Source organism: Iodobacter arcticus (genome assembly GCF_042664895.1).
GTDB classification, from domain to species: domain Bacteria; phylum Pseudomonadota; class Gammaproteobacteria; order Burkholderiales; family Chitinibacteraceae; genus Iodobacter; species Iodobacter arcticus.
Genome location: NZ_JBHTBQ010000044.1, coordinates 85,295 through 97,758, shown reverse-complemented (window position 1 = coordinate 97,758; position 12,464 = coordinate 85,295). Strand labels below are relative to the sequence as shown.

The following is a 12,464-nucleotide window of genomic DNA, read 5'->3' as shown; positions in this document are numbered from 1 at the left end:
AATCGGCGCTGTTTACTACAAAAAAAACAGTACACCACCTATTTTATTGTAAGCTTCATGGCTGGGCTTTTAATTAGTCACTGACATACTAGAAAGGTTTAAAACGTGTCCAGAGCCGAACGCTTATTAGATCTGATGCAAAAATTACGGCTTTATCACTACCCAGTAAGCGGTGCGGTACTGGCCTCTGAGCTGGGTGTTAGCCTGCGCACTCTGTACCGGGACATCGCCAGCTTACAAGCGCAGGGAGCGCAAATCGAAGGGGAAGCGGGGCTAGGCTTTGTCTTAAGGCCGGGTTTTACACTGCCGCCCCTGATGTTTACGATTGAAGAAATCGAAGCACTTGCATTGGGTGCTAAGTGGGTGGCTGATCGTGCCGACTCTAGCTTAGGCGCTGCGGCTAATCATGCCCTGAGTAAAATTGCCGCCGTTTTGCCCGCAGAGCTGCGTTTAGAGCTAGATAGCACCGCATTACTCATCGGGCCAAGCTTGCATCCTGGTGTTGCAGATGAAACGCTGCGCTTGATTAGAGCCGCCATTCGCCAGGAGATAAAACTGGATTTACGTTATCTGGATGCTAAAGAACAAGCATCCAGCCGTGTAATCTGGCCTTGCGCGCTGGCTTTTTTTGATCAGATACGCGTGGTGGTGGCGTGGTGCGAATCACGGCAGGCGTTTCGCCACTTTCGGGTGGATAGAATTCAGTCAGTGGTTTGCCTTGATGTGTGCTACCCAAAACGACGTCAGGCTTTGCTTAAAGCATGGCGCGAAGCCGAGGGGATTCCTGCCCGAAATCGCTAGGGTGCGATTTAAAGTAGGCCCCGAGTCGATTGACTGCTGACAGAAACTGACACTCGCATAGCGCAAGATATGGGCTCTCAAGTCATAGAAAAAACCCAAGGAGAGCCATTATGTTTGATCCCAATCTAATCCTGCTTTACGTTGACAGCCCAGCAGCAAGCGCCGCTTTTTATGAAAAGCTGATCGGCCACCCGCCTGTAGAGCTGTCGGCTACTTTTGCATTATTTAAGCTTGAATCTGGCCTAAAACTGGGTTTTTGGTCCAAACATACGGTTGAACCCCGTGCCGCAGCAACAGGGGGAGGAGGGGAATTAGCACTTACCGTCGCGAACCATGCCGCTGTACAAGCGCTATACGCTAGCTGGCGCTTACTGGGGGTTTCTATTGAGCAAGAACTCACCGAGATGGATTTTGGCTATACCTTTGTGGCACTCGATCCTGACCAACACCGCTTGCGGGTGTATGCGCTAAACGCCGAGCGCTAATTCAGCCTTTACTGGAGCAATTGGATTTTTACAAAGGCATACGCAACTGGGGCGCACCATTTCGTTTTGGCTTATTTGCCATCAGCGAGCATGATAGGCAAATCACCACTGAGGCAATGGGCATCGATAGCGAAATGCCCCCGGTTAACAATGTAAGCAGGGCAGCAAATCAGGCTGTATTTTCCTTTTAACTTTTAATAAAGAAAAAAATGAATCCTAAACACGAGCTAGTCAGTGCTTTTACGGTAGCTGGTCTTGTAGTCAGAACAAAAAACAGTGATGAATTCAACCCGACAACAGCCAAAATCGCCCGAGTGTGGGGGCAATTTTTTACTGAAGGTTTGATTGATAAAATCCCTAATCGGCTGGCGAATTCGCCTGTTTATGGTGTGTATGCAGGCTATGAGAGTGATGCAAATGGTCTTTATGATCTAACCGCTGGTGTGTCAGTTAGTGAAAGTAGCGCAGATTTCAGCACGATCAATATTCAAGCAGGGGATTATCTGGTGTTTGAGGCGCGTGGTGCGATGCCGGCTGCGGTGATTCAGGCATGGGGTAATGTATGGGCTTATTTTGAGCAAAACCTACAAATCAAACGTAGCTATCAAACTGATTTTGAATCGTATATCGGGCCTAATGAAGTGCATATTTATATCGGTATAACGGGCCAATAAGCCAACTTACATCACCACCCCGCTGCATTGCAAAATGGGCAATCCAGCGGGCTCCCTGATCAAAATAGGAAGGCTTATGCGCCAGACGCTTATAAGATTATTCATCTGCCTATGGGCAAGCATCCTCGTAGTGGCCTGCACACATTCTCCGGCAGTAGCAACGCAGGCAAAAGAGCAGCAAGTACAGCATTTATTCCACTTAATCGCGCAGCGCCTAGAGGTTGCACCCTTGGTGGCCCGCAGCAAATGGAATTCTGGCGGCGCTATTAATGATCCAGCACGTGAGCAATTCATATTAGAAGAAGTGCAAAAACAGGCTCTTGCGATTGGACTTAACCCGCGCTTTGCCGCCGATTTTTTTCAATCTCAATTTGATGCAGGCAAGCTTATACAGCAGCAGCTTCATCAAGAATGGCAGCAGCAAAATCAAGCGCCATTTTCACCTGCGCCAGATCTTGCTAGGGATGTGCGGCCTGTCTTAGATGCGTTAAGCCCGCAATTACTAACCGCCATCAAGCAAGTAGAAGCCGATAGGTGCCAGCCCTATATGCAGCGCTTATTGCAAACTGAGGCGTCGCCCCTTGCTCAATTCAATACAGAAGTCAGGAAGATAGCCGTCCGTACATTGCAATGCCCTTGATCCCTCTCCTGATTTAGTGCGTAAAAAATCCCCCTATCTGCCTTTATGGCTAAATAGGGGGCTTGTACCTGGCAAACTCAGCAGAAGAAACTGAGTCAGTCTGTTAGAATCCTGCCCCATGATACGACTTAAATCCCTCACTCTAAGACGCGGCACCAAGGTGCTGCTTAATTCTGCGGACCTTACCCTGCAACCCGGCAGCAAAACCGGTGTAGTAGGGGCCAATGGCGCAGGTAAATCCAGCTTCTTTGCGCTGATGCGCGGCGAATTACACCCGGATGGTGGCGATATTGAAATGCCACCCCGTATTACCATTAGCCATGTGGCGCAGGAAACACCTGCGCTAGAGTGCTCGGCACTCGACTACGTGCTCGACGGCGATCGCGAGTTACGTCGCCTAGAGCACGAATTAGAAAACGTTTCGCACGATGACGGCATTCGCCACGGTGAGTTGCTTGGCGAATTTGACGCGATTGATGGCTACACCGCGGCATCACGCGGGTCTAAATTGCTAGCGGGCCTGGGCTTTTCTACTGAAGAACTAACGCACCCTGTTTCTAGTTTTTCAGGTGGCTGGCGTATGCGTCTGAATTTGGCACAGGCTTTGATGTGCCGTTCAGATTTGCTGCTGCTGGATGAGCCAACCAATCACTTGGATTTAGAAACCGTGGTTTGGCTTGAGCAATGGCTCAAAACTTACCAAGGCATGTTGCTGGTGATTTCGCACGATCGCGATTTCCTCGACAACACCATCAAGCAAATCTTGCATGTGGAAGGCGGCACGCTGACGCTTTACACCGGTACTTATGAAGACTTTGAAAACCAGCGTGCAGAGCGCTTGTCGCTGCAACAACTGGCTTTTGATAAACAACAGCGCACCATTAACCACTTAGAATCATTTATTACCCGCTTTAAAGCCAAAGCAAGTAAGGCGCGCCAGGCACAAAGCCGTGTGAAAGCACTGGAAAAAATGGAGCGCATTTCTGCAGCGCACGTAGATTCACCATTTACCTTTAGCTTCCGCGAGCCAGACAACAGCCCTAATCCTTTGGTTAAACTAGAAAACGGTCAAGCCGGTTACGACATTAATCGCCCCATCTTAAAGAACCTGACGCTGAGCTTGGAAAACGAAGCGCGGCTTGGTTTGCTGGGGGTTAACGGTGCGGGTAAGTCGACCTTTATCAAGGCTTTAGCCGGCGAAAATCCATTGCTATTGGGTGAGCGCGAAGAAGGTAAGGGCCTGAAGATTGGTTACTTTGCCCAGCATCAACTTGAGCATTTGCGCCTAGATGAATCACCGCTGTGGCATATGCAAAAGATTGATCCGCAAACGCGCGAGCAAGAGCATCGCAACTTCCTTGGCGGCTTTGATTTTAACGGCACGATGGCCACCAGCAAGATTGAGCCATTCTCCGGCGGCGAAAAAGCACGCTTGGCTTTAGCACTGTTGATTTGGCAAAAGCCAAACCTATTGCTGCTGGACGAGCCAACCAATCACTTGGATATCGAAATGCGCCAGGCGCTAACGATGGCGCTGCAAGATTTCGAAGGGGCCATTATTGTGGTCTCGCACGATAGACACTTGCTGCGTGCGACGGTAGATGATTTCTGGCTCATCGAAGACGGCACAGTTCGCCCATTTGATGGTGATTTGGATGAATACACCAAATACAGCCAGCAAAAGCGTAGCGAAGAAAACAGCGCCCTGCGTAATTCAAGCAGCGCGGTTGATCGCAAAGCACAGAAAAAGCTAGAGGCCGACGCACGCCAACGTAATGCCGTACTGCGTAAACCGGTAGAAAAGAAACTCGCCAAGGTCGAAAAAGACATGGTAGGCTTTACTGCGGAAATGCAAAAAGTGGTGGCTTTACTGGCCGAAGAAAGCTTGTATCTACCTGCCAGAGCTGCAGAATTAAAAACAGCCCGTGCAAAAGAAACCGAGCTAAAAAGCAAATTAGACCCACTCGAAGCATTATGGCTAGAGATTTCTGACGAGCTAGAAACTTTACGCTAAAAGCGCCTTAACAGCGCCATAAACGCATGGACAATCAGGGTGCCTTCACTGCCCCCTGATTGCCATGCGTTTTTCTTTGTAAATTGCCAGATGATATCGCTCATTTTAAAAATAGGATGCCGGCACTTGGCTTTGAATTTATTGGGAATGCGTTTGGATGACGCTCTGATTCTGTGCAGTGGAACCAAACAGGTCGACTAGATGCATTCGTGCAACAATACTTAGTAGGCGGGTAAGTGACAAGTCAAGGTGAAATTGTGACAGGCTTAAGAAAAACTGACCGTTTACTCTCTGTCATCAACGTGTTGCCCGCTGCGTTTTCGCCAGTATCGTCAGGAGCACAAACACGAGGACGGCCGCTCCTAGGTTGTAGAGCATTCCAGCGACAAAGGCCGACGCGTATTCGCCGGCTCGCGCAGTCGTATCGTGATCGCCGATGAGTGCCGCCCCGAACAGAATGCCGACAACGGCCACGCCCAGTGCTGCACCAATTTGCTGCACGGTCGCGATCACGCCCGATGCCATGCCCGCCTGGGATTCTTCGACGAACCCCAGTAACAGATTAAGCAACGGCGTCATGATGAAGCCCTGTCCGGCACCGACCACGATCAGAGCAGGAATCAAACGCATCGGCTCCAGCTCGGCACCCGCCATCCAGACCTGCGCGATCAGCAGACCCATTGACACTGAATAGACCAGTGCCCCCATCGCGATAGCCCGCGTTCCCCAGCGCGCAACCATGCGCGGTGCGGCTAGCGAGGTCATGACAAAACCCACGCTACACGGCGCGAAGATGGCGCCCGCCATAAACGGATCAAGGCCCAAGCCCGATTGCACCAGCAAAGCGAAACACAGAAAGAATGAGCTGGAGGTCGAGTAGATCAGCAGCACTAACAACACGCCCAAGGCAAATCGGCGCTGTCCCAGCAAGCGCATGTCCACCAAAGGCTGGTGACCTGCAATCCGCCGCTGTTCCTGATGCCGATAGAAAACCACCAACAGCGCCACAGCTGTACCCAAGGACCACAGGCTCCACGCTGGCCAGTCATATCCCGGCCCTTCGATCATCGGAACCAGTAATAGTGTCAGGCCACTACTAACCAGTACCACGCCAACCCAATCCAGTGTTGGACGTCGCGGCGCACGGGATTCAGGAATGAAACGCGCAGCACCCATGGCGAACAGGCAGATAGGCACATTGATGAGGAAGATACTGCGCCAGCCCAGCCCGAACAGGTCGGCATGTACTAGCCAGCCGCCCAGTATCTGGCCCATGATGGCGGCCAGACCCAGTGTCATACCCAGAAGAGCAAAGGCACGACGACTATCATCGCCGTTGAAGTTGACGCGAATGGACGCATAGACCTGTGGGAATAGCAATGCTGCAGCCAGCCCCTGCAAGACGCGCGCACCAACTAGGAAATCCGCGCTTGGCGCTAGCCCGCACAACGCCGATGCCAGCGTGAACCCCGCCATGCCAACGATAAACAATCGACGCCGCCCGAACAGGTCCCCCAATCGCCCTCCGGTGATCAGCAGCACACCAAAGGCCAGTTCATAACCTGCGACAATGAAACCGATCTGTGCGAAGCTGGCCCCCAAGCTAGCCTGCATGCTGGGGATGGCCACATTGACCACGAACAGGTCGAAGATCGTGACGAACCCTGCTAGAAGTAGAACGGAAAGACCGAGCCAAGGAGCGCCTTTTGAGGCGCATGCACCCGTTTTGATAAGGAGAAAATTTAAGTTCATATTGCGTCTCTTGGGTATTGACGCGATGATTGTTACAGTCTTTTTAAACGATTACAATTTAACTGTTTATACTATTACTTAAAGCAATGAGATAAACGATGCGTACCTTGGAACGAACCCGTGAAGACCTTGCTGCATTTCTTCGGGCGCGCCGTGAGCGCCTGTCGCCAGTGGACGTAGGCTTACCCATTGGAAGACGCCGTCGCTGCCCAGGACTTCGCCGGGAGGAGGTCGCGGCACTCGCGGGCGTCGGCTTAACTTGGTACACATGGCTGGAGCAGGGGCGCGACATCGGCGTGTCGGCGACCTTTCTGGATAACCTCGCTCGGGTCCTGAAACTAGATGCCACCGAACGCCGCCACCTGTTTTTGTTGGCCCACGAACGCCCGCCAGCCGAACCAGGTAAGACATGGTGTGTGGTACCGTCTTTGGTGCGCCGCTTGATGCACGACCTGACTCCACATCCAGCCTATGTGCTCAACCTGAGATGGGATGTATTGGCCTTCAATGCGGCAGCCGATCAACTCTTTGCCTTCGATGTGCACCCACCCCAGCGACGCAACATGCTCTGGCTACTGTTTACCGATCCGACCCTGCATGAGTGCTTTGTCGACTGGGAAGGGCAGGCAAAGCAGATACTGTCGAGTTTTCGCCGCGACTTCGCTCGCGGGGCACAGGAAGCCGGCATCCATGAATTGGTGGACGAGCTGGAGCAGGTCTCACCCGAGTTCAAAACGTGGTGGCGCCAGCATGAGGTGCATGCGCCCTGCAGCGGCGTGCGCAAGCTGATGGTTGACGGCAATGCCGAATCGTTCGAGCACACCTCACTAACCGTCGACGAAGACCGGCATCTACGGCTTGTGGTGTACGCCAGACAGCAAGACGATTCTGCCTCCGAGTGATTGTCCGGACATATCCCGTTGGCTTTTGCTCAAGCCCCATAGTGTAAACAATGCCTGCTGCGAATGAATGCAGGACATCGACTGCTAGGTCGTTTAATGAAAAATATCAGAACAAGAAAAAACGTCTTGCACGAGCACAGACTGGTGCTGAATAGCTAAAAAAGCTGGACCGCCTCCCGCTTTCTGCTTAAAAAATACCCGGTGTTTCCTTACTCTCATTCCGTCAAAAAATACTTGTAAGTTTTCTGAACATTCAGGCATCAACTTTACATAATATACAATATACGAATATATGAAAACCGCCAAAGTAAGGTTACTTACTTTTTGTAATTTTTATATAAAAATCGTAAGCGTGGGGTGCTTTCTGCGTAACTCTTACTAACCAAGCCCAAGCTTTTGTTCTGTTGCCAATAAAGGCGCATTTATCCTTGTATGCACTTGTTACGGCAGTAGAATTCATTGGCTCGTCACACTTCTTGCTCAGGATATGCTTTTTAGCGCCAGAGGGCACAGCATGTCTCATTTTCTTTGTAGTAAAAATTTATTCATTATGGCAATCACAATAAGCGCCTTGCCGCTCTGTGCCCAAACCGAATTTCCTGCCACATTGGCCGGGCATATTGTGATGCCCGCTCAATCCTTTATTGCTACGCCCAAGAATGCACCGGTCGATTTAAAAGTGAGCGGCAAGTTTACGACGGGCAAGCGGGTAGAGGCGCTTGGCTCTGTGCCCGGCATGTCGTTTGGTCGACCTACCGGCGCATCTTTACCCTTTAATGGGCAAGCATTGCAGGGGCACTCTGGCATTAAGAAAATGCCTGACGGAAGCTTCTGGGTTTTAACGGATAACGGTTTTGGTTCAAAAGTTAATTCGCCCGATGCCATGCTGTATTTGAACCGCTACACGCTGAATTTTAAAAACGGTAAAACACAGCACTTAGAAACTATTTTTTTGCATGATCCCGATAAAAAAGTGCCGTTTCGTATTGTGCACGAGGGCAGCAAGCAACGTTATCTAACGGGCGGCGACTTTGATACGGAAAGCTTTCAGTTTGCTGGTGGCGCGCTGTGGATAGGTGATGAGCTTGGCCCTTTTTTAATCAAGGCCGATTTAAAAGGCAAAGTGCTAGCCGTCTTTGATACCCTGATCGATGGCAAAATTGTTCGCTCACCCGATCACCCCGCAATCACCACGCCTGCAATGCCATCAGGCACAGTCGATTTTCAGATCCGCCGCTCTAAAGGCTTTGAAGGCATGGCCGCTTCAAAAGATGGCAGCAAGCTTTATGCTCTACTGGAAGGCGCGGCCTGGAACGGCAAAGCCAATGAAAACTTGGAAGGCAAAGATTATTTGCGCGTTTTAGAGTTCGATGTCAAAAAAGAAGCATGGACAGGCCGCCACTGGAAATATCCGTTAGAAAACAATGGCAACGCCATTGGCGATTTTAATATGATTAACGAGACACAAGGCCTGATTATTGAGCGCGACAATGGTGAAGGCACTGCAGATAAGGCTTGTCTTGCGGGAGAAAAGCAGAGTGATTGCTTTCATGATCTTGCAAAGTTTAAACGCATATATAAAGTCGAGTTTAACGATGCTAATGTCGGTGGCCCGCTGAATAAAATGGCTTATATCGATTTAATGAAGATCGCAGATCCAGCCAGATTGGCTAAAAAACCTTTAAACAACGGCGCACTGACTTTTCCGTTTTTTACCATAGAAAATGTAGACGTTGTTGATTCCCGCCATATTGTGGTGGGTAATGATAATAATCTGCCGTTTTCTAGTAGCCGCGAACCCAATCAAGCAGATGATAATGAATTTATTTTACTAGAGACGAGTGCGTTTTTGAGCGCCAATTAAGCGCTGTATTAAATGACGGCTTCGGCCGTCATTTAATATGAAAACCCATAAAACCCCTCGCTTCGCTAGACCGACTGTACTTACCAAAGCGTTTATTCGCAAACTCCAGACCAACAACTTTGAAGCCGCTTTTAAGCCGGGCTTTATTAATCTGAAAAAATTACAAACTCATCCCATACGCTAGACAGCCTGCATTCGGCGGCGTATGGTTTAGCCTTCATTATTTTACGGAGGTCCCTCGTGGACAGTTCTAGTAGTCGATCTTATATCGATCGCTAGCGGCAAGGTTGCAGGGGTCTTTTCTTCTGCCGTTACCTTGCCGACCTGGCGGGTAACGGTGTCTGTAGAGCATCCGTCTCTGGATTGCTTGCGTACGCCATTCCCATTTTTTGCGCTTAGCACGACGCCCTTTGGGTGTCCGTGATGCTATGCACTGCTGATGCTTGTTTCCCCAACGTTGTTATCGCGTGAAATAAGCATCAACAGCGTGTCATTACCGCTTGCGTAATAGATTTGTCCTCAACGTCGCCGCCTTGCTGCGACGAAGGAATGTATATGCGCCTATTTAAAAATCGTTTATTAAATTTCATTCAAAAAGGCCTGTCGGCCCGTCAATTTCGCCGCGTAGCCAGCTTAGAGCAGCTTCGAGGCATGAATCGTGGCCGGGAGGTGAGTAAGTCTCTGGGGCAGCGTTTGTTAACTCTGTCCAAGCTGGAAATCAGCACGGTCTTGCATCGCCTTGGCTCCTGCGCAGAAGGCTTAAGCCATGCCGAAGCGGATAGCAAACGCTTGCAAACCGGCCCCAACGAAGTCGAGCACGAAAAGCCGATGTCATGGAGCGAGCACCTGTGGCTCTGCTATCGCAATCCTTTTAATGTTTTGCTCACGCTCTTGGCGGTGATTTCATTTATCACCGAGGATGCCACTGCGGCGGCGATTATCTCGGCCATGGTGGTGATTTCTACTTTTTTGCGTTTTGTGCAGGAAAAACGCTCAAATAAAGCAGCTGACCGGCTCAAAGAAATGGTCAGCAACACCGCCACCGTATTGCGGCGGGATCCAAGCAAAGTCGCGGCAGCTGAGGCTGAAAAATACTTTGGCGAGCAGCTTCAGCCCAAGCCGGCAGAGCAAATAGAGCTACCGATCAAGCAACTGGTGCCGGGCGATATTGTGGTGCTTTCGGCTGGCGACATGATTCCTGCTGATTTGCGATTATTTGCCGCCAAAGATTTATTTATCAGCCAGGCCGCACTCACCGGTGAATCCATGCCGGTGGAGAAATTCGCCGAACATAAAGATGTGTCGATCAGCAATCCATTAGAGCGCGACAATCTGTGCTTTATGGGCACCAATGTGGTGAGTGGTGCAGCAACGGCCGTGGTAATTGGCACTGGCAATCAAACCTATTTTGGCTCTTTGGCTGAACGGGTGTGCGCCAGTGATAGAACGCTCACTCAATTTCAGCTGGGTGTAAATAAAATTAGCTGGTTATTGATCCGTTTTATGTTTGTGATGGCGCCGCTAGTGCTCTTTATTAATGGCTTTACCAAAGGTGATTGGCCAGAGGCGGCGCTATTTGCATTGTCGATTGCCGTGGGCCTGACGCCGGAAATGCTGCCGATGATTGTGACTGCGGCGCTGGCCAAAGGGGCGGTGATTCTTAGCCGCAAAAAAGTGGTGGTCAAGCGCCTCGATGCCATTCAGAACTTTGGTGCAATGGATATTCTGTGCACAGATAAAACCGGCACGCTGACGCAGGATAAAATCGTATTAGAGCGCCACACCGATGTATTTGGCGGCGCTAGCGATGAAGTGCTGGCGATGGCGTATTTAAATAGCTACTACCAGACGGGCCTTAAAAACCTGCTGGATGTGGCGGTGCTTGAGCACGCTAATTTAAATACCGAGCTGGGTGTGGCGCAAAACTATCGCAAAGTGGATGAAATCCCTTTTGATTTTAATCGCCGCCGGATGTCGGTTGTGGTTAGCGAGCAGGAAGACCATCACGAGCTGATTTGCAAAGGGGCTTTAGAAGAAGTGCTGGCGGTTTGCTCGCATGTGCGGCACGGCACGCAGATTGAGCCGCTCAGTGCCGAGCTGTTGCAAGATATTCGCCGCATTACTGCCGCACTGAATCAAGATGGTTTACGCGTGGTGGCGGTAGCCAGCAAGGAAATGCCAATTGATCGCGAGGCCTATGGCGTGAGCGATGAAAGTGATTTAGTGCTGGTGGGCTATATCGCGTTTCTGGATCCGCCCAAAGAAAGCACAGCGCCTGCGCTTAAAGCACTCAAAGCCAATGGCATTACTGTAAAAGTGCTTACGGGCGATAATGATTTGGTTACACTAAAAGTCTGCAAAGAAGTTGGCTTGCAGGTGGATGACGTATTGCTTGGGCCACAAATTGAAGCGATGAGCGATCAACTGCTCGCTGAAAAAGCCGAAATAACCACGGTGTTTGCCAAGCTCACGCCACTGCATAAAGAGCGCATTGTGCGTTTGCTTCGTAGCAACGGCCATGTGGTCGGCTTTATGGGGGACGGGATTAATGATGCGCCGGCATTGCGTGCGGCAGATATTGGTATTTCAGTTGATTCGGCAGTCGATATTGCTAAAGAAGCGGCCGATATTATTTTGCTGGAAAAAAGCTTAATGGTATTGGAAGAAGGCGTAATTGAAGGTCGTAAAACCTTTGCCAATATGCTGAAATATATCAAGATGACGGCCAGCTCTAATTTTGGCAATGTATTTTCGGTATTGATTGCTTCGGCATTTATTCCGTTTCTGCCGATGCTGCCCCTGCATTTATTGATTCAAAACTTGCTTTACGATATCTCGCAAACCACCATTCCTTTTGATAATGTGGATAAAGAATCGCTGAGCAAGCCACAGAAATGGAATCCTGATGAATTGGGCCGCTTTATGATTTTCTTTGGCCCGATTAGTTCGATCTTTGATATCACTACTTTTGCTGTAATGTGGTATGTTTTCAAGGCCAATACCGAATCGGCACAATCTTTGTTTCAATCTGGCTGGTTTATTGAAGGCTTATTGTCACAAACGCTGGTGGTGCATTTATTGCGTACGCGTAAATTGCCCTTTATTCAAAGCCGTGCAGCTTGGCCTTTATTAGCCATGACCGCACTCATTATCAGCATCGGCATCTTTTTGCCAATGGGGCCATGGGCGCATTACTTTAAGCTGCAGGCATTGCCTTTGACGTACTTCCCTTGGTTAGTAGGGATTTTGCTGTGCTATATCACGCTCACGCAAATCATGAAGGGTATTTACACAAGGCGTTATGGCTGGCAATAATTTTTAAATTAAATAAG

The 12,464-nt window shown here is 50.0% G+C and carries 9 protein-coding genes; 8 read left to right on the top strand and 1 reads right to left on the bottom strand.

Features of this window, described 5'->3' with window-relative positions; genetic code table 11:
- Nucleotides 1-105 precede the first annotated feature (105 nt).
- The 5 genes from ACFQNF_RS17905 (at nt 106) to ACFQNF_RS17885 (ending at nt 4,614) form a co-directional block, all read left to right on the top strand.
- Nucleotides 106-801 carry a helix-turn-helix transcriptional regulator gene (locus ACFQNF_RS17905; protein WP_380189285.1) on the top strand — a complete coding sequence of 232 codons (696 nt, stop codon included), beginning with the start codon at nt 106-108 and terminating at the stop codon, nt 799-801.
- A 110-nt stretch (nt 802-911) separates the two neighbouring features.
- Nucleotides 912-1,286, top strand: coding sequence for a VOC family protein (locus tag ACFQNF_RS17900; protein WP_380189283.1), 375 nt, complete (start codon nt 912-914; stop codon nt 1,284-1,286).
- A gap of 209 nt (nt 1,287-1,495) precedes the next feature.
- Nucleotides 1,496-1,960 (top strand): GyrI-like domain-containing protein, encoded by a 465-nt coding sequence (locus ACFQNF_RS17895; RefSeq protein ID WP_380189281.1) that lies wholly within the window; start codon nt 1,496-1,498, stop codon nt 1,958-1,960.
- Between the two features lie 76 nt (nt 1,961-2,036).
- Nucleotides 2,037-2,600 carry a gamma subclass chorismate mutase AroQ gene (gene aroQ / locus ACFQNF_RS17890; RefSeq protein ID WP_380189279.1) on the top strand — a complete coding sequence of 188 codons (564 nt, stop codon included), beginning with the start codon at nt 2,037-2,039 and terminating at the stop codon, nt 2,598-2,600.
- 118 nt (nt 2,601-2,718) lie between these two features.
- Nucleotides 2,719-4,614, top strand: a complete 1,896-nt coding sequence (locus tag ACFQNF_RS17885; RefSeq protein WP_380189277.1) for an ATP-binding cassette domain-containing protein — start codon at nt 2,719-2,721, stop codon at nt 4,612-4,614.
- A gap of 297 nt (nt 4,615-4,911) precedes the next feature.
- Here the strand turns inward: ACFQNF_RS17885 and ACFQNF_RS17880 are convergent, their stop codons facing one another.
- Entirely contained in the window at nt 4,912-6,366 is a 1,455-nt protein-coding gene (locus ACFQNF_RS17880) for an MFS transporter (RefSeq protein WP_380189275.1), read from the bottom strand.
- A gap of 98 nt (nt 6,367-6,464) precedes the next feature.
- On the opposite strand from ACFQNF_RS17880, the gene ACFQNF_RS17875 reads away from it, so the two are divergent.
- The 3 genes from ACFQNF_RS17875 (at nt 6,465) to mgtA (ending at nt 12,447) form a co-directional block, all read left to right on the top strand.
- Complete coding sequence (locus tag ACFQNF_RS17875) at nt 6,465-7,268, top strand: helix-turn-helix transcriptional regulator (protein WP_380189273.1); 804 nt, start codon at nt 6,465-6,467, stop codon at nt 7,266-7,268.
- 550 nt (nt 7,269-7,818) lie between these two features.
- The gene (locus tag ACFQNF_RS17870; RefSeq protein WP_380189271.1) at nt 7,819-9,132 is read left to right on the top strand and encodes an esterase-like activity of phytase family protein; all 1,314 of its coding nucleotides are present in this window, start codon (nt 7,819-7,821) and stop codon (nt 9,130-9,132) included.
- Nucleotides 9,133-9,687: 555 nt separating this feature from the next.
- On the top strand, nt 9,688-12,447 hold the full coding sequence (mgtA, locus tag ACFQNF_RS17865; RefSeq protein WP_380189269.1) for a magnesium-translocating P-type ATPase: 2,760 nt from the start codon (nt 9,688-9,690) through the stop codon (nt 12,445-12,447).
- The last annotated feature ends 17 nt before the right edge of the window (nt 12,448-12,464 follow it).

Bases quoted from the DNA above. Each gene is read 5' to 3' on its own strand.
- ACFQNF_RS17885 (WP_380189277.1), top strand. From the start codon at position 2,719: ATGATACGACTTAAATCCCTCACTCTAAGACGCGGCACCAAGGTGCTG.
- mgtA (WP_380189269.1), top strand. From the start codon at position 9,688: ATGCGCCTATTTAAAAATCGTTTATTAAATTTCATTCAAAAAGGCCTG.
- ACFQNF_RS17880 (WP_380189275.1), bottom strand. From the start codon at position 6,366: ATGAACTTAAATTTTCTCCTTATCAAAACGGGTGCATGCGCCTCAAAA.
- ACFQNF_RS17875 (WP_380189273.1), top strand. From the start codon at position 6,465: ATGCGTACCTTGGAACGAACCCGTGAAGACCTTGCTGCATTTCTTCGG.
- aroQ (WP_380189279.1), top strand. From the start codon at position 2,037: ATGCGCCAGACGCTTATAAGATTATTCATCTGCCTATGGGCAAGCATC.
- ACFQNF_RS17900 (WP_380189283.1), top strand. From the start codon at position 912: ATGTTTGATCCCAATCTAATCCTGCTTTACGTTGACAGCCCAGCAGCA.
- ACFQNF_RS17870 (WP_380189271.1), top strand. From the start codon at position 7,819: ATGGCAATCACAATAAGCGCCTTGCCGCTCTGTGCCCAAACCGAATTT.
- ACFQNF_RS17895 (WP_380189281.1), top strand. From the start codon at position 1,496: ATGAATCCTAAACACGAGCTAGTCAGTGCTTTTACGGTAGCTGGTCTT.